This is a genomic window from Reichenbachiella ulvae, assembly GCF_025833875.1.
Taxonomy (GTDB): Bacteria; Bacteroidota; Bacteroidia; order Cytophagales; family Cyclobacteriaceae; genus Reichenbachiella; species Reichenbachiella ulvae.
On sequence record NZ_JAOYOD010000001.1, the window covers coordinates 61,245 to 83,987 of the forward strand.

Genomic DNA, 22,743 nt, shown 5'->3' on the forward strand with positions numbered 1-22,743 from the left:
TGGATGGATTGTTTTAAGTTTTTTTAAATTGACCTTTGGCCTATTAGTATCGGGGTGCTGAGCTTTATTACAGTTAAAGTTAAAAAATGTAAAAATCTTTTCTTTACTACAAGATGCGAACTGTAAGTCAAAGGTTGCCTATATCCATTAATTGCTTCTAGCAGACATCATTTCCGTTATATTGACGGTTTTTCGAATTTACCGTTCGGCGTTAGATATACCCTTCTTAGCTAATATATTTCTCCCCCATTTTGGAGACAAATACTTTTATACTTGTGAATATGAGTTCAATCCCTACTGAACAGTATTCGGCAGAGATAGTTCTCAGGGATTGAGCATGAAATGAATAGATAATAATGAAGAAGATATTATTTGCGATCGTTTGTCTTTGGAGTAGTGCTGTGATGGCACAAAATACAAATGGTATTGAGAATCTGATGCCATGGCCTAAGCAAATCGAGATTGGAGAGGGGAAGTTTAGATTAGATGAGAGTTTTGAGTTGGGGATGATGGGTTTTCAGTCACCCAGACTCATTGCCGCCTCTACTCGATACATCGATCGCATGACCAACCGAACAGGCTTGTTCTTAGACCAGGGCTGGATCACAGCGGCAGATTCTAATGCTTCTGCTTCCTTGATTATTGAGGTAGAAAGAGAAGGAGAGGTGCTGTTAGGTGAGGATGAAAGCTATCAACTGACCATCGATGAGAACCAGATCCGATTATTAGCTACTACCGATATTGGTGCTGTCCGTGGATTTCAAACCTTGTTTCAACTCATTTCCATAGATGAAAAAGGCTATTATTTGCCACAGGTAGACATAGTAGATGAGCCAAGATTTCAATGGAGGGGATTGATGATAGACGCCTCACGTCATTTTCAGCCGGTGGGTGTGATTAAGCGGAATTTGGATGGCATGGAAGCTGTAAAGCTGAATGTGCTGCATCTTCATCTTTGTGATGACCATGGTTATAGAGTGGAGTCAAAGAAATTTCCTAAGCTGAATGAGTTGGCCTCAGAAGGGCAATACTATACGGTAGAAGAGCTAAAAGGAATCATAAAGTATGCTGCAGACCGTGGGATACGAGTAATGCCCGAAATCGATGTGCCAGGACATGCTTCAGCCCTGCTCACCGCCTTTCCAGAATTGGGAAGCAAAGACACGACTTACTCGCTGGTTCGAAATGCCGGAGTTTTCGATCCTACTTTGAATCCTATCAAGGAGGAAACCTATGAGTTTTTGGATCAGCTGTTTGGAGAGGTTGCTGAGATATTTCCAGATCCCTATTTCCATATCGGGGGAGATGAAAATGAAGGACATCACTGGGATCAAAACCAGGAGATACAGGCTTTCATGAAAGCCAATGGACTAAAAAACAATCATGAGCTACAGACTTATTTCAATCAACATCTCTTCGAGATTTTAGGCAAGTATGATAAATACATGATGGGCTGGGATGAAATCCATACGGAAGGCATCCCGAAAGAGACGGTGATTCATTCCTGGAGAGGAGGGGGGCAAGATTTGGCGGATACCACCACCTTATTTGCTGCAGCCAGACAAGGCTACAAAACAGTGCTGTCCAATGGATACTATATAGATCTGATGCGACCAGCGTCGCATCATTATCTCAGAGACCCATATTTTGGATATGAATTAGAGGACGAGATGAAAAACAATATTCTGGGTGGTGAAGCGACACAGTGGAGTGAATTGGTGGTTCCATTGACAGTCGATAGCAGAATCTGGCCTAGAATGGGTGCGATAGCAGAACGTTTTTGGTCACCTGCTGAAATACGGGATGTTAGAGATATGTACAGCAGAATGTTCAAGCTTTCATTGATTTTAGAGCATTATGGCTTGCAGCATATTGCGGGCAAGGATATCCTACTGAGGAACCTTGCCAATTCAAGAAATGTAGAACCTGTTCGAATCCTGGTAGATGTATTGGAGCCGATGAAGGGATATACAAGAAACGCCGGAGGTTTTATGTACGATGTGTTTTCTCCCTATACCAAACTAGCTGATGCTACTACTGCTGATGCCTTGGATGCTTTGAAGATGGATTATTTGGTGGAGGATTATAAAGACAGAAAAATTGGTTCAGATGCTCTGGTAGCTCAATTTAATCTATGGGAATCCAACGATGAGGCCCTTCGAGCGATTGTTTTGCAATCACCGATACTGGATCAGGCATTGCCTCATAGTGCCAACTTGAAAATCCTTTCTCAAGATGCGCTGGTCGCCATCGAGCATATTGATTCGGGACGAAAACCAAGCAAGAAATGGTATAAAGAAGCCCTCCAACACCTGGAGGAGGCAAAGAGTCAAAGTGGAAGAGTAGAGTTGCAGATCATCGACCCAGTGGCAGAGCTGGTCGAGATGACCCAAACCATTCGTTCCAACCAAGATTAGTTTTAGTTTATTAGTTTAAAAATAGAGTCGAGGTGATAGGCGCTGTGGTGTGAGACTGCAGCGCCCTATTTTTTGGAGAGCTTACTGGTTGGGTTCATTAAAATTCCATTAGAATTAGATAATATGCTTTTTAAGTCTCTGTTAAGAATGGTCTAGAATCTTTAACTTTCCTATCTTGGCGTGCTCGTAACGCTGCGTTCAAGAATTCAAAATCGTGAAGAAAGTATTATTAGTTGAAGATGATAGTCATGTTTGTTCTTTTATCAACAAAGGACTTCAAGAAGAGGGCTATGGTGTCACTGTAGCTATGGATGGTAAACAGGGACTTGATTTTGCCCTGGCCAATACATACGAGTTGATAATCCTAGATATCATGCTGCCAACGATGAATGGCCTGGAGGTGTGTAAGGCGATTCGCGAACATAAGATCGAAACACCAATTTTATTTTTAACCGCATTAGGGAGTACTGAAAATGTGGTGATAGGTCTCGATTCTGGTGCAGATGATTATTTGGCTAAGCCTTTCAAATTTATGGAACTGCTGGCAAGGATGAGAACTTTGCTACGGCGTTCGCAGAGTTTAGATTCCTCATCAGATAATGAGTATGTCTTTGCTGATCTATTGATTGATGACGATACTAAAAAGGTGACTAGAAATGGGCAGCCTATTTCTCTTACATCTACGGAATATCGCCTGTTACTGATGTTTGTCAAAAATCCAAAACGTGTTTTGTCCCGAGTGGCCATATTAGAACAAGTTTGGGGAGTGGATTTTGATATGGGGACCAATGTGGTCGATGTATATGTAAATTACCTTAGAAAGAAGCTGGAAAAATATCAGGGGGATAGGTTGATTCATACAGTGATAGGAATGGGATATGTTATGAGGGAGGAAGAATGAAAATTCAGAATAAAATCATACTCGTTCTACTGTCAGTTTTCCTCAGTTACACGCTGATATTCAGTGGTTTTATTTACTATTCGATTTCTAATTACTCCTTCTCTGATTTTTATAAGCGATTAGAAATCAGAGCGATTACCTTGGCAAAATCCGAAGTGGAACACGAATCTGAGGTAGATGTGATTCGTGAATTGCGACAGGAATATCTCGAAAAACTTCAGCGCGAGCATATTGATATTTTCAAACTAAGTGATTTAGAATTGGATGTTGATATCATGAGGTTGGATCATTACAAGGATGATTTTGTAGAGGAGATCCTAAAGAATGAAATAGCCATGTACAATGATGGACGGACATTTTACTATGGTATGATTTATGAATCTTATGTAGGTGAGAAATACCTAGTGATAGCTTCTGCTGAGAATTACTTCATCACTCACCACATTCGCTTTTTTCGCAATCTGCTGATTGTATCTCTGGTCATTGCTTTTTTTATCATTTTGCTCATTTCATTCCTTTTCTCTAGAAAGATAATAAAGCCAATTAATGATATCATCGGAAAAGTGAAAGAGATTAGTTCAGGCAATCTGCATCTTCGATTGGATATCAAATCTGAAAATGATGATACCATTAGCCGATTGACTCAGACGTTTAATGATATGCTCAATCGACTAGAGACTTCTTTCGAAAGTCAAAAGAATTTCATCAGCAATGCTTCTCATGAATTGAATACTCCCCTGACGACAATTATAGGGGAAGCTGATGTAGCGCTAAGTAAGATACGTGGGGTGGATTACTATATCGAAACCCTGACGGCCATTTTGGATCAGGCAGAAAAACTAGATCAAAAGACACGTGCATTGTTGATGCTGGCACAAACAGGCTATGATGGCAAGAAACAGGAATTTGGTGCATTGAGAATCGATCAGTTGATTCTGGATGTGAAGGAAACTGTTGAAAAGATCAATCCGAATAGTCAGGTGAACATTGATTTTAGCCTTCTTCCAGAAAATCACATGCTCTTGAAGGTTGTTGGGAATGAACCCTTGCTCCATTTGGCTCTGTCCAATCTAGTGTTGAATGGATGCAAATACTCAGATAATCAGCCGGTAAGAGTGGCACTCGGTGTATCAGCAGAACAGGTGATTATTTTGATCAAAGATACTGGGATAGGGATTCCTAAAGAGGAGTTACAATTCATATACGATCCCTACTTTAGAGCATCCAATACCAAGAACCACGAGGGTTTTGGTATTGGGCTCCCATTAGCACGAAATATCATCAACATCCATAATGGAAAACTCCAGGTCAATTCTGAACAAGGGCAAGGCACAGTAGTACGCGTGATTTTGCCTCCTGGTCGTGTTCAATCGAATTAGTTTTGGTTGACTCGGGATCGCTCTTCATTGGCACCTGCTTTTCTTTGTTTTTTACCTTTGATGTTATTGCTACCAAAGGTCTTGCTGTAGGTCAGCCTGTAGATTCTATTGACCTTTGCTTCGGGTTCATATATGACATTAAATTGACCGTCGTAGGCTTCCTTTGTCAAAGCACCATATTGGTTTTGGTATTGTAATGTTTGAAATACATCATTGATAGTGAACTGAAGGCTCCCCCAGTTGTCTTTGAAGTTTTTATTGATTCCAAAATTGACCTGGCCAAAACCCTTGGCCTTCATGCTCCCATAATAGTGCTTAGAGTTGTAAAAACCGGACCATTCCATAGACATATCCCATGGCAAACTAAATGTCGAATTGGCGTAGGTGTTGTAAACAAAGTAGGTTTTTTCGATTTGCTCCTCTGTGTGAGAAAGCTTGAACGATCTGTAACCCATAGATCCCCCGGTATTGATACTCCACCATTTGGCGATTTGAATGGGCAGGTTGGACTGAATGGCATAGTTTTTCTGGTAGGCCAGGTTTTGGGCAGAGATGACGATGAGTTCCGAATCGGGACGTTGCGAAAGCTGATGTCTTACGATGGGGTTTTCCTCGTATGTGTAGACCAGCGCCAGGCTGATGTCATTTATCAGATAGCTCAATCTGAAATTGTCTGTGATCGTCGGTTTCAAGCTGGCATTGCCAGAAAATACCGAAGTAGGACTAAGGTAGCGCAAGTTGGCGGCCAGATCATTGTAAAGGGGACGCGAAATACGTCGATTATATGCAAACTGGAGGCTGGTTTTGGCAGTAAGTGCACGGGATACAAACAAAGTGGGGAAAAGGCGCCCATTGTTCTGATCTAATTCCGGATCACCAAAGTCTCTCAGCCAATGTTCGTATCGTAGACCCGCTGTAATGTGTGTGTTAGAGTCCAACTCAAAGTTGAAAGAAGCATATGCTGCTCCTATTTTTTCTTCGATGTTGGATTGAGCTGTTGTACGAGCATCTACTATCCATTGTCCATCTTGAAATCCCTCGATTGCCGCAAAATTGTCTGTATTGGAGTAGGTGGCTTTGATACCGGTTTCGAGTTTGGTCTTTTCGCCGATAGTTTGTTCATAGTCTGCCTTAGCGATGGCTATGTGGATGGTTGTTTCGCTTTGACCTCTGTTGCTATCCAGAAAAATATCGTTGGCAGGTGTCACGGTTTCGCCCAGGCTATTTTGATATTGATTTTCTACTCGTGTAGGCATGTTGTTTTTGTAAAAAAGATAATCCAGGTCGGCGCTGATTTTACCCTGATTTGAAAGTTTGGATTCCCCATATACTGTGGCATTGAGATTGTCCCATGTGTTGACTGCAGAGATCACTCTTTTACTATGGAAATATGGATCATTAGGAAACCAGTTATCGGTATCTACCCGTTCTTCTTGATCCGTGTTGGCATGGTTGTACATCATGCTGCTGCCCAAAAACAGATTGTGATCAAATTCACGTTCTATTCCGAGTTGTAGGTTGTGACTCAAGGTGTTTAATTCGGTTCGATCCCAGGTGTCATAGCGCGTGACGCCTCCAAATACCGGCATGTCGTTAGTCCCCATACCATTCCATTGCCAATAGCTGTCATCATTAGACAATGCATAACTCCCAAATAGGTTAGTGGCACCTCTTCGGTGGTTTAGGTTGATGCTCGCAACTTCTTTTTGACCATAGCCATAGCCTCCTGTCAGCGAAAAGGAACCATTGGTGCCCTCTGATTCATTTTTTTTCAAGACTAGGTTAATAATGCCTGCACCACCATCAGCATCGTGTTTTGAAGAAGGGTTAGTGAGAAGCTCGATACTTTTAACATTGTCAGCGCTCATCCCTCTTAAAAGATTGGTGATTTCTGCGGAGGACATGCGTACCGGGCGACTATTTATCATGATCAATGTTCCCGTTTGGCCATGGAGCGTAAGTGATTGGTTGCGTTGATCGAGGATGACCCCAGGAGAACGTTCTAGTAGCTGCAAAGCAGAGCTTCCCTTGCTTATGAGGCTATTTTCGACATTGAGTACCATGCCTTCAGGATTTTGTTCCACTTGAAGTTTTTGAGCACGTACCTCTACACCTTCCAGTACTTTTGCGTCCTCTCTCATGGTGATTTGACCAAAATGATGACTTGTTTGAGCTGTGTTGATTTCAAAAAATCTGCTTTGGAAGTCCTGATAACCGATTGAGGTCAATGTCAGAAAATAATGACCATTTTGGATGTCTGTGAGTTGAAATTGGCCATTGAGATCTGTTACTGTTCCCTTGACCAGACTTGAGTCGCTGCTTGACCGGAGCAAAACATTAGCATAGGGTACCGATTGTTGATTAGAGTCCGTAATTGCACCGCTGATCTGTGCAAATGATGCAAAGGTTGATAGGGAGAAAACTAAAAGTAGGTAAGATTTCATCGAAAAGTATATTTGATTCATGCTCAAATCAAATGTGTAGTATCAGATCAATGAATTTAGATTGACGACATGCCCAAAACCGTTGACCAAATACCAATTACAACTGTAGGTAAGCAGGGTGATGTGTTTAGGCTGAGGCTGGTGCGGGTTACATGATTTTGAGGCATTTCGTCAATTAATTTCTACCACTCGTACATGATTTTCTATATGTTTTGTTTTTTCGCTTAGTTTTGATTGTGTGATTAGTCCATATATGCAGATAGTGCCTTCTCAATTTCAATGGATCTTTCGTTTCAAAATCCATCATTTGGTGTTTTGGATGGTCTACCATTTTCTTTGGTGGATGGTGTATGAAGGTGACCCACTTAATACACTCTCTTCTATCTTTACGACACCATACAATATCAAATACAGCTTTTATGTGGTCTTTCAAGCATTGGGGGTCTATTTTTGTTTGTATTATCTGATTCCAAATTATCTCGAAAAGGGCAAGTACCTCTTATTTGTTTTCTTGCTGATCCTAACGGTGATTGTCATGGCAGGCGTGGTGCTGTCTGGATATTATTTAAGTGCCATGGTTGTAGATAAGACCCTGGTGGAGGTTTTCGGTTCTGGAAAAAATTTTACTAATCCTTATCGTTTATTTCTGAGCAATACTTTTCCTTCTTCCCTGGCAAGTATGACACTAGGGATGAGTATCAAATTGGCTAAGAACTTTGTCGAGTCACAACGAAGAGAACAAGCCTTAAGGCAAGAAAAACTTGAAACTGAGCTGAAGTTTTTGAAATCGCAGTTTAACCCACATTTTCTTTTCAATACAATCAATTCAATTTTTGTGTTGATCAACAAAAACAAGGATCTGGCGACTGACTCCTTGGCCAAATTTTCGAGCTTGCTTCGCTATCAACTGTATGAGTGTAACGAAGCACAGATACCATTGTCCAGGGAATTGGAATATGTGGAAAGTTTTATAGGATTGGAAAAACTACGGCTCAATGAGAATTTTGAAGTGGAGGTCAAGCTACCCATACAAAATGTCAATGGTGAAATGATTGCTCCTTTTATCCTGATGCCCTTCATTGAAAATGCCTTCAAGCATGTGTCCCAGCACAACCAGCAAAAGAATTGGATAAAAATTGAAATGACTTTGAATGCAGGCCAATTGTGCTTTGAGGTAGTTAACAGCAGTACGGCTACTTCTGAGCAAGCCAAAGAAGCAGTGGTTTTCAGTGGATTAGGATTAGAAAATGTAAGGCGAAGGCTAGCACTATTATACCCAAATTGTCACGATCTGATCGTGAATTCAGAATCTGGTAGATTCCAGATCAAACTAAGCATATCACTAGCCAGTCAAACAATAATCTCACGTGCTTCATGAACAAGATCCATTGTGTTATCATCGACGATGAGCCTCTGGCTCGTACCTGCATCATGGATTATGTGAGTCAGGTAGATTTTTTGAATCCCGTGGGTAGTGGTAGTCACCCTTTGGAACTGACTCAAATATTGGAAAGAGAAAAAGTGGATCTTGTTTTTTTAGACATTCAGATGCCTGTGATGAATGGTATCGAATATCTGAAAATGACTAAAGAACCGCCCATGGTGGTACTGACTACTGCTTATCCTAGTTATGCCCTAGAGGGATTCGAATTGGATGTTTTAGACTATCTGGTCAAGCCCATTACCTTTAACCGTTTTTTCAAAGCGGCCAGTAAGGTCAAGGAATATCATGAGCTCAAAATTCGTGGATCTATGGAGACTCCATTGGAGGTCGAACAGCCGGATTATTTTTTCATCAAGTGTGATTATAGGTTCGATAAGATATTTTTTGACGACATCCTCTATGTCGAAGGGATGCAAAATTATGTGACGATTCATACAGTGCAGGGCAAATTTGTGACCTTGCTGAACATGAAGGGAATTGAAGAAAAACTCAATTTCCCTGCTTTTATGCGTGTACATAAATCTTTTATTGCTGCTTTGCCAAAAGTTCAATGTGTAGAAAATAATCAGCTGATCATTGGGAGTGCCCGAATACCTATCAGTCGAAACTACAGGGAAGCTGTAATGCAAGCGGTACTTGGAGAAAGACTTTGGAAAAAGTAGAAGCTATTTTGAAATGCCGCGATTGAACTGACAATGTCACTAGTATTGTTGTCTCATTTGCATAAACATAATCAGGGAGTTTTGAACTAGGTGAGGGTTGCCTGTGTGTCTGGTTTGCCTACATATAGAGTATTGACAAATTTATTTTCGTCCTGATTGAAAAAAACGTAATTAAAAGGGAGTGATTTTCCTTGATTCAGGCCATTAGAGCTGGATTAATAAATTCTAATCTCATCTTAATCTCTTCCTAAGATCGTCTTAATGGTCACCACGTACATTTGTTTTGAATCATTCTTATAAAGAGTCATGGACAGGCATATCTTGTTCCTTACTGATGGAAACATAGACATATTAAATGTAATGAAGGTGGCTGTAGCTAGACACCGCATTCTTGAGGAAAAGGTTGGTGTTACCTTTCTGCAAGGTGTGTACCTGCCAGACTCAACTATAGATTTGATGTTTTATTCCAAACGAAAAGTTTTGGAGCAAATCTATGATCGAGATTTTCGCTCTGCCTGCGAAATGATACGATCTAAGTATTCTTCTGACCTGAGTTCGATTAGAAAAGAGCTGTTTTCGATTCCAAGACAGATTGAGTTCAATCGATATTTGGATCAGGAGGGAATTGATGAGGTTTATTATCAACCCGGAGTTGAATTTGTCAAACGCCATGATCGCAGTTTTGATCTTAGGCCATATGCTAATAAATGTAATCGTCCTGTTTCAGCCATAGATTGGGATAGCGAGTCTGTGACTGATACTACCTTATTTGATCCCTTGGTGAAATTGTTTTTTAACCATGAATCGTTTGATTTTTAGTAACCCAATAGTATGATAACATTTAAAGTTTTTCTTGTATATCTAGTGACAGGTACTGTGGTGATAGCAGGCTTGTTTGCTATGCTCATGCATGGAGAAAAACCCCATGATCACATCGTGGGAACCTGGAAGGAAACAGCCTGGCACTACGAAGAATTAGATCAAATGCATGATCACTATTCTGTCATTTCATCGGAGATTAATGAGCAGATGAAACATGAAATCAGTCAGGGTCTGGTCTTTCATCAGGCTGAGCTATGGTCATTTTACCCAAATGGACAAGTGGTATTGGTTAATGGAGATGGGGTACATCGTAGACTTGACTATAGATTGCAGGGACGCGGACATGTCCTAAAACTACATGAAGAAGGAGCTTCACCAGAGCACTATCAAATCAAGAAAATTTCGGAGGATCAAATGGAAATCCATTTTAGCACTGATGTCAAGGCGAGAGGGCTTGTAAAAGTGGTATTTGAGAAGGTCCCGAATACGATCAGTTTGGCTAACGAGGTTCAGTAATCGCTTTTCACGGGCTGATAATAATCTGCTGAAACTAGTGCACCCATGTTCCGGAATGGAAAAGGCTGAATTCTCTTACAAAAAAAATATGACTACTATTCGCTTGCATCTGATAGCCAACTTCAGATGACGAGCTTAAGATAATAAATAGCGTGAATCGGAGCGACCTTTAGAAGGTCGCTTTTTTTTGTTCTGATACTTGAATTATGTGCTTTCGCATCGTACAGTTAGGTGGACCGAAGGACCAGTAGAAAGATCGCACGGATCAACTGCTCTTTTTTTGATTGTTTGCTATTTTGGGCTACATCGCTTCAGATTTCCACATGATTGCTTATCTTCATTTCTGCAAACAGACACCTGATTTTGGCTTATGATCTCAAACAGATTCACCCTGGTTTTTTTCTTGTTTTTATCTTCTCTATCTACGATAGCTCAAGAGGAACCGAAACTGAAAGAACAAGAAGAGCTGAAGCCGTATTCTCTTTCTGAAATACCAGTTGAATCAGAAAAGATGGTCAGTAAGATTAATGCAGAATACCTTAAGGTAATAGCCCAGCCGGTGGCACATCAAAATGCAGTGAAAATCGATTCGCTTGCCAAAAGAAAGGAGCAGATCAAAGGGTTTACCGCCTATGCCACAGAGCGCAACTATGGTTATTCTTTCATCGAATCTTACTTGATCAAGTGGGATGAGTTTATTGCCAAAACACAAGCTCCGAAGCAGGTTTTGTCGACTTACACGGAAGCTTTGGGTAAAATTCGAGATGACCTGAGCACAGAAAAGAAAAAATGGGAGTTGACCCGGGTGAAGTTAAAAGAAGCTGACGAGATCCCAGATAATATTCTTGACCGTACCAAGATTATATTGGACTATCTGGATGCAAACAGTAAACTAGTCTCAGACAGCCTAAGTCGTTCTTTGGATCTGCAAAACAGGATTGTAGATTTGACTTTGTCTGCTGAGACCGAAAGAGATAATCTGGAGCAGTTGTTAAAGCTGAAGTTTAGTAATCTGGTTTTTCAGAAGGAATATTCTCTTTTCAATCTACCTAACGATTCTTTGAAAAATGGAGACCGAAAGGAGTATCGAGATTATTATCTGGCTTATAACCTAAGAGAGTCGCGATTATTTCTTACTGAGGAGTGGGATTTTTTCACTAACCTGTCCATTCCTTTTATTCTGATTTTGGGGGTTATCCTCTGGTTAAGGAGCAATAGAGCTGAACTAGAGACACTCCATATCAAAGAACTGGAATTGGGGCAAGCCATATTTGATCATCCCTTGTTGTCCTCGCTATTCTACACCTTGTTACTGACTTTAGGTAGCCTGCCATCGATTCCATTGCCTATAAAAATTGTACTTAGTACGGTGATATTGCTGTTATTCATCGTTATATCTTCCAAAATAATAGCTAAGCCTCTTCAGCTGGCGGTATACCTGATCAGCATTCACTACATCTCTATGCGGTTTACAGACTTGTACATTCTCAATGATTTGATGTATCGTGTCTTTCAGCTTTTTGTTAACCTGACGCTCATGGCTTATTTGATTTATTTCATTCGCAATAAGGCAAGGATCGTCGAGCAGTATAATTATCAAGCCCTTTGGTTCAAACTGATGAGTTTTATGGCCCCCGTTTTTCTAGCCGCTTTGGTTGTATCAGCCATAGCCAATGCTGTGGGATACCTATATCTGGCATTTTTAATCAACGCTACCACGGTTAACTCCATATTAATTGCCATTTTATTTGGTGTGATTTATTCTACAACCACTTCAGTTTTTGTGTTGTTTGTCAATACACCTATAGCCCAAAAGTCAATCTTAATCACACAGTATAAAGATTGGACGATTAAGAAATTTAGCCAGCTGGCTAAAATCGGATATTACTTTTGCTGGATCTATTTCACCCTAGCCTGGTTCTTTTTACTTGACTTTGTGCTAGAATTCGTCAATAGCATCCTTGAACTAGGAGTAGAAGTCAGGCATGTCAATATCACCATTTTGGGGGTAATTTCATTTGTCGTCATACTTGTTGGGTCATTTGGAATTGCTCAGTTGATTCGATTGCTTCTCAAGGACGAAATTTTGTCGAGGTTTCGCCTCAGTAAAGGGGTGCCGATGGCTATCAGCAGCATGACCTATTATGTTCTGATCTCTTGTGGATTCTTCCTTGCTTTATTTAGTCTTGGATTTAACCTCGAGAACCTTGGACTCTTGGCTGGTGCTTTGGGTGTGGGTATTGGTTTTGGATTACAAAACATCGTTAGCAATTTTATTTCAGGCTTGATTCTGATTTTCGAAAGACCCATCACCATTGGGGATATAGTAAAGTTGGATGACATAGAGGGGGTAGTGGCGTCTATTGGGATTCGATCCAGCAAAATCCAACAATATGATGGTGCCGTGCTGATCGTGCCTAATTCAGACCTGATCAGTCAGAAAGTGGTAAACCATACACTTAGCGACGACCAGAGACGACTGATTTTTGAAATCCGAACAAAACCAGAGGTGGAACTGGAGTTGGTATTGTATCTGTTGCAAAGGGCAGCGGAGGAAGTGGACCCCGTATTAGAGGATCCTGCACCCAAGGCCTATTTCGAAGGGATAGATAAGCAATCTGCACATTTCAAACTCTACTACTGGGTCAATCGAGATATACTGGCTGCTAAAAGTGAAGTGGCGCTGCGTGCTCATGCTATCTTGAAAGAGTCGGGCATAGAGATTCTGGAGCAAAACATTGTGAAGATTGATAGAGGCGATTTGTCCGAGGAAAAGCTGAAATGACTATGGAAAACATCGTGAAAATAGAATATTGCACCCTTTGCCGATGGCAACTGCGTGCATTTTGGATGGCTCAGGAACTACTACAAACCTTTCCGGACGAAATCCAGGAGATGCAGCTGCGTCCTACCACCGGTGGTATCTACAATATCTACCTCAATGGCCAATTGCTTTACTCGAGACAAGAAAAAGGAAGGTTTCCGGATATTAAGATACTGAAGCAGATGATTCGGGATGAAGTCTCTCCAGAGCGCGATCTGGGACATAGTGACCGAAAGGAGAAATAGTTAGGCTATAGGAGCAGATTAAATAAGTAACCAGATAGGATGATACAGAGGGTCACAACGCCAAAAAATATAGCAATGAGCTTTACGGTCATCACTTTTTTTAACAGCATGGCTTCTGGTAAGGACAAACCAACCACTCCCATCATAAAGGCAATCGCAGTGCCGAGTGGGATTCCCTTGCTGACCAGCACTTGAACGACAGGCAAAATCCCCGATGCATTAGAATACATGGGAATAGCCACAAGGGTCGCGATAGGGACTGCAAAAAGATTTTCCTTGTTCATGTATCTTTCGAAGAGACCTTCAGGAATATATCCATGCATCAACCCCCCAATGGCAATGCCGAAAATTACATAAGGTAAAATTCCTCCAAGAACCTTTCGCACTTCTGCCCAGATAATAGGTAGGCGATTTTTAAGGCTTTGGTCTTCAGATTGGAAAATGTCCTGTTCTCTCTGGGCATTGGATAGAAGCTCTTTGACCCATGGACTCAGGTAGCTTTCAAGTTTTAAACTCTGAAGTATGGCTCCCGATAGCGTACCCAGTAGCACGCCACTTAGGATATAGATGAGGGTAGTTTTTAACCCAAACAGGCCAACAAAAAGTCCAATGGCTACCTCGTTGACCAGTGGGGATGTGATCAAAAAAGAAAAGGTAACTCCAAGCGGGATGCCGCCTTTTACAAAACCAATAAACAAAGGAACTGATGAGCAGGAACAAAAAGGAGTGACCACTCCAAAGAGGCTTGCCATCAGATACTCTGAGCCATACAGTTTTTTTCTGGACAGGTAATTTTTGACCTTGTCTATGGGGAAGTAGCTATTCACGACTCCCATGAGGAATATGACGAGCACCAGCAGAATGATAATCTTAATTGTATCGTATATGAAGAAATTCAGCGCCGCTGCTAAGTGTTGATTTGGGTTGAGGTTGAGGGCTTGGTAAACCAACCAATCTGCCAAATGCTGTACCCATTCAAACATGCCTGCTTATGTTTCTTTAGAAAAGTCGTGATCTGTTTTGGCTCTTTAGCTGAGCAGTGCGAGTACTTCATCTTTAGAGGGTACCCGCCCTTTTATTTTGATGGTGTCATTGACTACCATGGCAGGCGTGGACAGCACATTGTACTTCATGATTTCTTCTATATCTTCTACCTTTTCAATTTGGGCATCTATTTGCTTTTCGGCCACCACTTCTTTTACCACCTGGGTCATGGATTGACACTTTGGGCATCCGGTCCCTAATATTTTAATTGCTACGCTCATTTTTTTGGTGTTTTTTGTGAATGAAAGGATTGTTCTTTTATGAGGGAATACCCCAAAGTTCTACCGTCTTTTTCTTGATGTGAATCTAGCCCAGTGATCGGAGAATAAATGTGACTAAAGTCACATTTGAAGATAAAATTGACCGTGAATTCTCATCCTGATTCCCTGTTGAAAGTTGAGGAGGAAGCAGTGCCTATGGGTATCTTTTGTATCTAAAGAGTTAGTTGTTTTTTACTTTTTGCTTAATTTAATCCCTGAAGCCAATGGCTTCAAGCCTCAATCTCATTACCTAAACTCAATTGATATGAAACTCGGCGCTTTTTCTATTAGTCTCAACGTAAAGGACATCCATGCTTCCAAAGCATTTTATGAAAAACTTGGCTTTACTGTATTCGGTGGGGACATCGAGATGAACTACCTGATCATGAAGAATGAGAGTACTCTGATCGGTTTGTTTCAGGGGATGTTCGACAGCAATATCCTGACCTTCAATCCTGGATGGGATGCTGATGCCAATGCATTGGAGCAGTTCGACGATATACGACAGATACAAAAATCCCTCAAAGATCAGGGGGTCGATTTGGCAAGTGAAGCCGAGCCTACTGGCAGTGGTCCTGCTAGTATCACCCTAATTGATCCAGATGGCAATGCCATATTGATCGATCAGCATGTTTGATATAGTGAATAGTTAATAGTCGACTAAGAAACTAACCAATCTTTGGCTTCTTCTACAGAGTCGAAGGCTCTGGAGTGGTTGCCAGTGAATCGATTGTAGGCATTGAATAGTACTTTTTTGGCGCCCGTGATGCCCACTGCAGCTCTTTTGATGGTGAGGTGGCTGGTGACTTTGCCGCTTTCTTTGGCCTTTTCTAGCACTTCTTTTACGGCAAATACGCCTGTCATATTAGATAAGCGCAGTAGAGGTCTATTGAGATCTAGTGCATAGGCTGTGGCTTCTTCCATGGTTTTTAGAATATCCTCTTTGCTCATGTCGGTATAGTCGACGATTAGAATTTCTTTTCCCTGATGCCTGATGAGCTCATACCCTGCCATAAATCTGAATTAATGTTTGCCTCAAAAATAAAAATATTGATTCATGATCAAAGAGTTTTGTTGGAATTGGCGACTGGAAAAATACATGCTGCAAGAGAATACACTACGCTAGCTTTGAAAATAATGCTTATCTTCCTAAGGATTAATAATTTGGATTTAGTCTACTCACCTAATTAACTACCTAGCCTTGCTTATATTTTTCATTGTATTCTATTTACTGATTACCCTCGCTATCGGGTTTTGGGCCTCTCGAAAAATCAAGTCCTCGGGTGACTTTACACTGGCGGGCAAAAGCCTGAGCACTTCCTTCGTCGGGGTGACTTTGTTTGCAACCTGGTTTGGTTCCAGTCAGGTCCTGGCCAATCCTGGGCATTTTGTGGAGGATGGGTTTATTTCCTTTCTGACGCTCACCATTACTGGGGTCTTCACTCTACTAGTCGTGGGCTACTTCTATGCTCGCAAGCTCTATCGAATGGATTTGGTCACTGTAGGAGATTTCTTTCGCAAGCGCTATGGTCCTAAGATGGATCTGGCTGTATCAATCATTATGGTGTTGTCCTATCCGAGCTGGATTGCTGCTCAGTTGGTCGCCCTAGGATATTTATTTCAAGCGGTAATGGGCTTGCCCGTAGATATAGGCATAGTGTTGGGTGCTTCTATTGTAATCTTATACACCTATGTCGGAGGCATGTGGGCGGTGTCCTATACGGATATGTTGCAGAGTATTTTGATATTGCTGGGTCTGGTGATCCTCTATTTCGCTGTGATGTCTGAGACCGATGGGTTGGTAGACTTATTTTCTCATCAGCCCAGGTCTTTCTTTCGTTTGATACCGTCTGGGGGGATCGAGGAGTGGAATGATTACATCACGCTCTTATTGGCATTTACAGCTGGCTGTATTCCGGTACAGGAGATATACCAGCGGGTGTTCTCTGCCAGGGACGAATTGGCAGCTCGAAATGGGCTTTATCTGGGAGCCTTCTTGCTATTGGTCGTGCCTTCGATACCTCTGGTGATTGCGCTGGCTGGTGCTCATCTTCACCCTGAACTCATCGGGGGTGATCATGGACAAGGTTTGATTCTGTCTCTGGTGGGGATGTTTACCAGTCTGCCGGTGCAGATTCTTTTTTATGGTGCCATGATATCTGCGATACTGAGTACCTCAAGTGGAGCTATGCTCGCACCCGCTACCGTGGTGGGAGAGAACCTGATCAAACCCTATTTCCCCAATCTGCCAGACAAAAGACTATTGCTGTTTACCCGACTGAGTGTGATTCTGGTGGCGGCAGTTTCGTGCTTCTTTGCTTTCAACGACTCAGATATAGTAGCCCTGGTGGCTGCCTCGCTAAGTCTGGTACTGGTGTCGGTCTTCGTGCCTTTTACTGCAGGTTTGTTTTGGAAGCGAACCTCCCACTTCGGTGCATGGCTGTCCATGGGCTCTGGGGCAGCGGTCTGGTTGACCTGCTATGTCATGGACACGCAGATAGACGCCACGATATATGGACTGGCCGCCAGCACAGTTACTTTGCCTATCGGGAGTTGGGTGAGGCCTGATAGGAATGAGAACCTCACTCCCTAATCCCCACGATACCGATTAGCTCGGCCTTTTCATAAAAATCGCAAGTCTCATTTTGATTTAGACATAGTTGATTGCCATCACAGTCGGTAGGGTAGACGACCATATCAGCACAGTGATTGCCTAGCAGGTAGTATTGCTTGTTTAGGTAGAGGTACTGAACCATAAAGAACTGACAACTAATCTCCTGATCATCGTAGGCCACCATGTCGTTTTGCTCGAGATGGGATTGAAGGCAGTCTTCAATTTCTCCAGACTCATTCTCCTCTTCGCAACTTGCGGTCGCTAGCATGCCTATGATAGCTATCCAGTATATGTGTTTGATCATTTTGTTTCTTTGTTTCTCCTCTCTATGACACGCATGGGGATGGGATGGTTGGAATCGAGGATGTAGAAAATGGGTGCAGCGATATCTCACCATGCAAAGTGTTGAGGGAACTGGGTACATCTAGTGTAGGGCATAGCCCTAGCGACAGGCTTCAGCCTGTGGATTAGAAATTGCATTAACCTGGCTTTAGCCTAGAACTATTCGTGTCGTAGATGTTTTTGAATATGAGAAAGGATTTATGGCTAAAACCCTTTGTGGGGCGTATGGTTGGCTCCCAGTCTGAAGACTGGGGTAAGTTTGGGTGATCGCTGGCTTGCTGCTCTACTATTGCAGGTTCTCCGAACCTGTAATCCATATGGACTATAGGGCTGTGCCCGTATGGGTTATTGCTGGCCTGCTGCTAGTGTTACGGCTGGAAGCCTCCTGGTTATAGTTTCCACAGGTTTATAAAACCTGCGGGAGGGTATAGAGCCAGTGCTTAATTGATATAATAGCTCAACTCTATGGTCACTGCTTCTTCTCCCAGGGTTCGGGTCAATTCGTAGTGGTTGCTCTGTAGGTATTCGTCAGAGAAGGTTACTACTTCTTGATCGTCATAGCTCTCTATCTCTATTTTGTTGCTTTCGATATCGATTTTGAGTTCTTCGTGAGCAAATTCTGATTGTAGAACCTCCGACATCCAAAGTGCTTGTTCAAACACCTGATTCCAGTCGGCGTATTGGGATGTGTTTTGTGTGGTTTTCAAAAGCGCCGAAACACCGAAGCTATAGCAGCCCCCTCTTGATACATATAAGGTGTCACCATTGTCTAGTGGAATTGTAGCCGTTTTGGTTATGTCGTCCCATTCATAGTTTTCCAGTTCTTTGATCCCCTTTAAAAATTCGTCTGTCTGGGTCGATTGATCAAAGATGCAGTCATCTTCTGGTTCTTTTTCTTGTGGTTCAACTTCCTCTGGTTCTTTTTCCTCTGGTACGATGATGTCAGTAGCTTGCTCTGTGACAACAGCTGTGAGAAGTGAATCTACGGAGCTGTCTTGATTGGCTGTTTCTCGATGGGTTGAGCTACAAGAAGTTACAAAAACGAGTAGAACTAGTACACCGGTGATGTTTTTCATACTGAATTGAATTAAGGTTATAATGGATCCAATCGGTTGTGATATTTAGGTGGGTGAAGATAGGTAGCGATTCTTTTCATTGCAAGTGATTGCTAGTGACGAGACTATTTTACTTCTAGGAGAGCGGCATAGCCTAGCCACAGGCTTTAGCCTGTGGATTAGAAAAGAAATTGATTTGGCTTTAGCCTAGAACTATTGGTGTCGCAGATGTTTTTGAATAGGGCGAAAAGATTTAAGGCTAAAGCCCTCTGTAGGGCGTATGGTTGGCTCCCAGTCTGAAGACTGGGGTAAGTTTGGGTGATCGCTAATTTGCTGTAATTGTCACGGCTTTAAGCCTCTGGCTCATTGTTTCCACAGGTTTGCCCTCCTGCGGAGGTCAGGAGAACCTGCGGGAGAGATGATAGTGAGATGTAGTTGCAAACTACACCTAGTAGGGTTTGTATCCTTATGGTCGCTAGGGGGTGTATACAACCACTGTATTAGCCTTCTCATCTCCCCATCTTTTGTTGTCTTCACTAGCTGCAAGTACTAAGTATTCTATAGGCCAAATAACCAAGTAAAGATTACGGATGAACAATTGTTTCTTGGAAGGTAATTGATAACTTTCTTCTGTTCTAACCATGATTCCCATAAGCCACCGTCCTGGACTTTTACCATAAAGTAGATCTTTGCAGAAATAGAGCAAAAGAATAAAAGGAATGGTACCTAACATGGTGTTTCTTAAACCTGTTGGATCAAAATCTGATTCAAGCATATCTGATCCAGATATAAGAAAAGATGAAAGTCCCCAAATGAATGTTATGATTATATGGTCTATTATAAATGAAACAGCTCTGTCATAAACATTTGCTTTTGTATAGTTAATTACCGATTCGGTCATAGGGTTAAATCTAAGTTTATCTCCCTCGTATTGCAAATACCTGTGTAAACCAGAACACTTTACAAAAGTGCGCCAGAGGGAGGAGGTGGTCGAGATGATATAATATCGGGGATGTATCAATCAGCATGCTTTACAAAAGTCCGACAGAATAGTTATTATTTCGATTGAGATACGAACTGGTTTATTTTTTGAAAATACTTTTCATCTTTGACTAATATTTCTTGCTCTAACACATTATTCTCAGAGAGAACGAACCTTACCATGCTTTTTAACTTATGATCTGGCTGATTAAAAATGATCATACTTTCATTAAAAAAGACAGATCCTTTTTGAAGCTCTAATGTTACTATTTCATCAGCCCGAATGCTTTGTTTGTCTAATTCAATGTTTGCCGTTGAATGATCCCATATTACTTCTTTGAATCGGGGTATAAGAGATAATGTAACTGTATTAATGAAGAATAATAATACGAGGGGTTTGACAAACCAAGACGGGTAAATACTATTTGAAGCTAATCCGAAAATCATTAGAAAAAAACAAACAAGACTAATATATGTTAATATTATTCGATGACTCCTGTTTATAGGTAACTGAACTCGGATTTTCATTTCTAATTCATGGTTTTGATTAATGCTTTAAATCACCCCCAATAATAGCCAAAAAAAGAGACGACCCGCTGGGGTCGCCTCGATGGACATAATGAATGCAATTAGTCTTCTATTTCGATCAGCTCCTTGACTTTGCTTTTGCGGCTTTTGAGGAGCTGCTTGTATTGGTCGATCAGGGTGTTGAGTTGCTTGATGGTAGTGGCGTAGGGTTCTGCTCCCTTGTGGATGGTGTAGTAGGCGGTGATCAGGTCGCGCAGGTCGTAGAAGTCGTCCTTCATCTTGAGTCTGAGCTCTCTGACACCTACCGGGTTGATGTCGCTGGTCTCTTCGGTGCGACTGAGGTAGAGGTCGTTGAATTGCTCGTTGGCTAGGGTCAGGGCATTTTGCCAGCCCTTGAGCTTGAGTGCCGCGACGGCTTCTGTCAGCTCTGTTTTGCTGTCCCAGTCGGAGAGCATACTGCTGATACCGGCCGTTTCGCTCTGGTAGTTTTCGCGGGCCAGCCCCATACCGCCAAAGAGATCCAGACTGCGGAGCAGTGTCTCGGCATGGGCTCGCTGAGTGGGATTGTAGTGGGCGGTGGTGCCATCTACGATCTTGTAGATACCGACGAGCAGTTCGTCCCGAAGGTCGTCGGCCTCTTCGATCTGTTCGGTCAACTGGCTTCCTTTTTCGGGATTGAGCAGCTCTACCAGCTGGTCATGTTCGCTTTTGAGTAGGTTGTAGGCTTCTTCCACTTTGAGGACGCTCGGATCCTGGCGTTGGATGAGACCCAGCACATCGCTGAAGAATTGTGAATGTTCGGTGTTTCTCAAGTGCATTTGGGTGATACGGTTGATCATAATTATTATAGTTTATGTTAAAAATTAGTTTGCTTATGTGGGTTGTAAAGCACCTATCGGGGAGCTGTGGGGCGGATTTATGAAGCTAAATCTGCCGCTGCAAATTGCGCGAAGCTTGCTAGGTTCTAAATCTGTCCCTGCAATCTGCAGGAAGAGCTGATAGCACGTAACAAGTCTCCTGCAAATTGCAGGAAGCTTGCTAGGCCTTGAAAACAGCCGCTGCAATTTGCAGGGCGTTTGCGAGATGTTGTAAGCACTCGCTGCAGATTGCAGCGGCTTTGCTACAATGTGAAAATACTGGTTAAAATCGTCTTGTGGATCGCTACTAGAGTAGCAAGGAAGGAAAAGTTTGGCTGGCTTCATTATTTACTAATGTAAGCAATGATTGGTAAATGCACAAGTAGTTAACTGTTATTTGGCAGGAAATAGCGAGAGATGGGACAAATCGCGATGCACCCGCCTGCCGGTCGGCCAGGATCGCTTCTCTCGTACATCCCCGTTTGGAAACGAGGGCGAGTGGGGCCTTAATGTGTGGTCATCCGCTACACTTTATAAGAGAGAGGTGATAGCTCTAGCCACAGGCTTCAGCCTGTGGATTAGAAATTGCATTAACCCGGCTTTAGCCTAGAACTATTCGAGTCGCAGATGTTTTTGAATATGAGAAAGGATTTATGGCTAAAGCCCTCTGTGGGGCGTATGGTTGGCTCCCAGTCTGAAGACTGGGGTAAGTATGGGTAATCGCTGTCCTGCCGCGAGTGCTACGGCTAGAAGTCTGCGAGGTATTGTTTCCGGAGGTTTGCCCTCCTGCGGAGGACAGGGAAAACCTGCGGGAGGGAATTTTCATCTTTTGCGATACTGAAAGCTCTAGAAAGAAAGAAAAAAAGAAACTATCAGTCCGGTCAGCAATCCTACAATTAGGAGTTTGTCTTTTTTAGATAGTTGTTTGACAATTACATCAACTTCTTTAGGAGAAGGAAGGTTTGGTGCTAATTCGACAATATGTTCAGTAAATGCCGGTAGCTCTTTTGAGTTGTTTGATGACAAGAAATGTTTTTTAGAGTTCTTCAAATGCACTTCTATTGAACCGCTTTTTGTGTAATTGATTTCTTTTATCTCAGTACACTGAAATGATTCAGAGTTATGAATCCTTTTGATTGTTATGGTGTTACCGTCTATGCAATAACTTTCGATCATTCTTAGCCTGGTAATCACCAAGACTAATATTAGAAAGGAGCAATAGATAAAGAATGGAATGGCTTCAGCTTCGTCAATACATTTTTTGATTAGGAAAAATATTCCTAATAGAGGGAGCGAGTTTAATAAAGCATGATAAATCAGATTGCCATAATCTTTTTTCATATAAATTCTATATTAGTGTCCTTTTGATAAATGACAAGCATTCTTAGCCGTTCGCTGGCACGTGGAA

General features: G+C 42.0%; 20 protein-coding genes. 11 read left to right on the top strand and 9 right to left on the bottom strand.

What is annotated here, in order from left to right; all coding sequences use genetic code 11:
• Positions 1–356 precede the first annotated feature (356 nt).
• The 3 genes from N7U62_RS00170 to N7U62_RS00180 all read left to right on the top strand — a co-directional run bounded on the left by N7U62_RS00170 (position 357) and on the right by N7U62_RS00180 (position 4,697).
• A complete protein-coding gene (locus tag N7U62_RS00170; protein WP_264135847.1) occupies positions 357–2,417 on the top strand; it encodes a beta-N-acetylhexosaminidase in 2,061 nt (686 codons plus the stop codon).
• Positions 2,418–2,631: 214 nt separating this feature from the next.
• Positions 2,632–3,318 carry a response regulator transcription factor gene (locus N7U62_RS00175; protein ID WP_264135848.1) on the top strand — a complete coding sequence of 229 codons (687 nt, stop codon included), beginning with the start codon at positions 2,632–2,634 and terminating at the stop codon, positions 3,316–3,318.
• On the top strand, positions 3,315–4,697 hold the full coding sequence (locus N7U62_RS00180; protein ID WP_264135849.1) for a sensor histidine kinase: 1,383 nt from the start codon (positions 3,315–3,317) through the stop codon (positions 4,695–4,697). Before N7U62_RS00175 ends, N7U62_RS00180 begins: the two co-directional genes overlap by 4 nt.
• Here the strand turns inward: N7U62_RS00180 and N7U62_RS00185 are convergent.
• A complete protein-coding gene (locus tag N7U62_RS00185) occupies positions 4,694–7,141 on the bottom strand; it encodes a TonB-dependent receptor (protein WP_264135850.1) in 2,448 nt (815 codons plus the stop codon). The two genes, N7U62_RS00180 and N7U62_RS00185, sit on opposite strands and share 4 nt — an antisense overlap.
• 253 nt (positions 7,142–7,394) lie before the next feature.
• Here N7U62_RS00185 and N7U62_RS00190 point away from each other — a divergent pair, with 253 nt between their 5' ends.
• The 6 genes from N7U62_RS00190 (at position 7,395) to N7U62_RS00215 (ending at position 13,654) form a co-directional block, all read left to right on the top strand.
• Positions 7,395–8,519: a sensor histidine kinase gene (locus N7U62_RS00190; protein ID WP_264135851.1), complete on the top strand. Its 1,125-nt coding sequence runs from the start codon at positions 7,395–7,397 to the stop codon at positions 8,517–8,519.
• A complete protein-coding gene (locus N7U62_RS00195; protein WP_264135852.1) occupies positions 8,516–9,247 on the top strand; it encodes a LytR/AlgR family response regulator transcription factor in 732 nt (243 codons plus the stop codon). The genes N7U62_RS00190 and N7U62_RS00195 overlap by 4 nt, the downstream gene beginning before the upstream one ends.
• Positions 9,248–9,553: 306 nt before the next feature.
• Positions 9,554–10,066: a hypothetical protein gene (locus N7U62_RS00200; protein WP_264135853.1), complete on the top strand. Its 513-nt coding sequence runs from the start codon at positions 9,554–9,556 to the stop codon at positions 10,064–10,066.
• A gap of 12 nt (positions 10,067–10,078) precedes the next feature.
• Positions 10,079–10,585, top strand: coding sequence for a hypothetical protein (locus N7U62_RS00205; protein WP_264135854.1), 507 nt, complete (start codon positions 10,079–10,081; stop codon positions 10,583–10,585).
• A gap of 370 nt (positions 10,586–10,955) precedes the next feature.
• Positions 10,956–13,370 (top strand): mechanosensitive ion channel domain-containing protein, encoded by a 2,415-nt coding sequence (locus N7U62_RS00210; RefSeq protein WP_264135855.1) that lies wholly within the window; start codon positions 10,956–10,958, stop codon positions 13,368–13,370.
• 2 nt (positions 13,371–13,372) lie between these two features.
• The gene (locus N7U62_RS00215) at positions 13,373–13,654 is read left to right on the top strand and encodes an Rdx family protein (RefSeq protein WP_264135856.1); all 282 of its coding nucleotides are present in this window, start codon (positions 13,373–13,375) and stop codon (positions 13,652–13,654) included.
• Positions 13,655–13,659: 5 nt separating this feature from the next.
• Here the strand turns inward: N7U62_RS00215 and N7U62_RS00220 are convergent, their stop codons facing one another.
• Together N7U62_RS00220 and N7U62_RS00225 are read right to left on the bottom strand one after the other, a co-directional pair.
• Positions 13,660–14,637, bottom strand: a complete 978-nt coding sequence (locus N7U62_RS00220; RefSeq protein ID WP_264135857.1) for a permease — start codon at positions 14,635–14,637, stop codon at positions 13,660–13,662.
• 45 nt (positions 14,638–14,682) lie between these two features.
• Entirely contained in the window at positions 14,683–14,919 is a 237-nt protein-coding gene (locus N7U62_RS00225) for a thioredoxin family protein (protein ID WP_264135858.1), read from the bottom strand.
• 304 nt (positions 14,920–15,223) lie between these two features.
• Between N7U62_RS00225 and N7U62_RS00230 the strand changes: the two genes are divergently transcribed.
• A complete protein-coding gene (locus tag N7U62_RS00230; protein ID WP_264135859.1) occupies positions 15,224–15,595 on the top strand; it encodes a VOC family protein in 372 nt (123 codons plus the stop codon).
• Between the two features lie 23 nt (positions 15,596–15,618).
• Here N7U62_RS00230 and N7U62_RS00235 read toward each other — a convergent pair whose 3' ends face one another.
• Positions 15,619–15,972 (bottom strand): hypothetical protein, encoded by a 354-nt coding sequence (locus tag N7U62_RS00235; protein ID WP_264135860.1) that lies wholly within the window; start codon positions 15,970–15,972, stop codon positions 15,619–15,621.
• A gap of 187 nt (positions 15,973–16,159) precedes the next feature.
• Here N7U62_RS00235 and N7U62_RS00240 point away from each other — a divergent pair, with 187 nt between their 5' ends.
• Positions 16,160–17,551: a high affinity choline transporter 1 gene (locus N7U62_RS00240; RefSeq protein WP_264135861.1), complete on the top strand. Its 1,392-nt coding sequence runs from the start codon at positions 16,160–16,162 to the stop codon at positions 17,549–17,551.
• On the opposite strand, the gene N7U62_RS00245 is transcribed toward N7U62_RS00240, so the two are convergent.
• The 5 genes from N7U62_RS00245 to N7U62_RS00265 form a co-directional block, all read right to left on the bottom strand.
• The gene (locus tag N7U62_RS00245) at positions 17,541–17,876 is read right to left on the bottom strand and encodes a hypothetical protein (RefSeq protein ID WP_264135862.1); all 336 of its coding nucleotides are present in this window, start codon (positions 17,874–17,876) and stop codon (positions 17,541–17,543) included. The two genes, N7U62_RS00240 and N7U62_RS00245, sit on opposite strands and share 11 nt — an antisense overlap.
• Before the next feature lie 478 nt (positions 17,877–18,354).
• Positions 18,355–18,990, bottom strand: coding sequence for a hypothetical protein (locus N7U62_RS00250; protein WP_264135863.1), 636 nt, complete (start codon positions 18,988–18,990; stop codon positions 18,355–18,357).
• Positions 18,991–19,444: 454 nt separating this feature from the next.
• On the bottom strand, positions 19,445–19,870 hold the full coding sequence (locus tag N7U62_RS00255; RefSeq protein ID WP_264135864.1) for an RDD family protein: 426 nt from the start codon (positions 19,868–19,870) through the stop codon (positions 19,445–19,447).
• Between the two features lie 709 nt (positions 19,871–20,579).
• A complete protein-coding gene (locus N7U62_RS00260) occupies positions 20,580–21,317 on the bottom strand; it encodes a DUF6261 family protein (protein ID WP_264135865.1) in 738 nt (245 codons plus the stop codon).
• Positions 21,318–22,181: 864 nt separating this feature from the next.
• On the bottom strand, positions 22,182–22,676 hold the full coding sequence (locus tag N7U62_RS00265) for a hypothetical protein (RefSeq protein ID WP_264135866.1): 495 nt from the start codon (positions 22,674–22,676) through the stop codon (positions 22,182–22,184).
• Positions 22,677–22,743: the final 67 nt, after the last annotated feature.

Excerpts from the sequence above, each read along its gene's own strand:
- N7U62_RS00170 (WP_264135847.1), top strand. The coding sequence starts at position 357 with ATGAAGAAGATATTATTTGCGATCGTTTGTCTTTGGAGTAGTGCTGTG.
- N7U62_RS00180 (WP_264135849.1), top strand. The coding sequence starts at position 3,315 with ATGAAAATTCAGAATAAAATCATACTCGTTCTACTGTCAGTTTTCCTC.
- N7U62_RS00185 (WP_264135850.1), bottom strand. The coding sequence starts at position 7,141 with ATGAAATCTTACCTACTTTTAGTTTTCTCCCTATCAACCTTTGCATCA.
- N7U62_RS00190 (WP_264135851.1), top strand. The coding sequence starts at position 7,395 with ATGCAGATAGTGCCTTCTCAATTTCAATGGATCTTTCGTTTCAAAATC.
- N7U62_RS00195 (WP_264135852.1), top strand. The coding sequence starts at position 8,516 with ATGAACAAGATCCATTGTGTTATCATCGACGATGAGCCTCTGGCTCGT.
- N7U62_RS00200 (WP_264135853.1), top strand. The coding sequence starts at position 9,554 with ATGGACAGGCATATCTTGTTCCTTACTGATGGAAACATAGACATATTA.
- N7U62_RS00205 (WP_264135854.1), top strand. The coding sequence starts at position 10,079 with ATGATAACATTTAAAGTTTTTCTTGTATATCTAGTGACAGGTACTGTG.
- N7U62_RS00210 (WP_264135855.1), top strand. The coding sequence starts at position 10,956 with ATGATCTCAAACAGATTCACCCTGGTTTTTTTCTTGTTTTTATCTTCT.
- N7U62_RS00215 (WP_264135856.1), top strand. The coding sequence starts at position 13,373 with ATGGAAAACATCGTGAAAATAGAATATTGCACCCTTTGCCGATGGCAA.
- N7U62_RS00220 (WP_264135857.1), bottom strand. The coding sequence starts at position 14,637 with ATGTTTGAATGGGTACAGCATTTGGCAGATTGGTTGGTTTACCAAGCC.
- N7U62_RS00225 (WP_264135858.1), bottom strand. The coding sequence starts at position 14,919 with ATGAGCGTAGCAATTAAAATATTAGGGACCGGATGCCCAAAGTGTCAA.
- N7U62_RS00230 (WP_264135859.1), top strand. The coding sequence starts at position 15,224 with ATGAAACTCGGCGCTTTTTCTATTAGTCTCAACGTAAAGGACATCCAT.
- N7U62_RS00235 (WP_264135860.1), bottom strand. The coding sequence starts at position 15,972 with ATGGCAGGGTATGAGCTCATCAGGCATCAGGGAAAAGAAATTCTAATC.
- N7U62_RS00245 (WP_264135862.1), bottom strand. The coding sequence starts at position 17,876 with ATGATCAAACACATATACTGGATAGCTATCATAGGCATGCTAGCGACC.
- N7U62_RS00250 (WP_264135863.1), bottom strand. The coding sequence starts at position 18,990 with ATGAAAAACATCACCGGTGTACTAGTTCTACTCGTTTTTGTAACTTCT.
- N7U62_RS00255 (WP_264135864.1), bottom strand. The coding sequence starts at position 19,870 with ATGACCGAATCGGTAATTAACTATACAAAAGCAAATGTTTATGACAGA.
- N7U62_RS00260 (WP_264135865.1), bottom strand. The coding sequence starts at position 21,317 with ATGATCAACCGTATCACCCAAATGCACTTGAGAAACACCGAACATTCA.
- N7U62_RS00265 (WP_264135866.1), bottom strand. The coding sequence starts at position 22,676 with ATGAAAAAAGATTATGGCAATCTGATTTATCATGCTTTATTAAACTCG.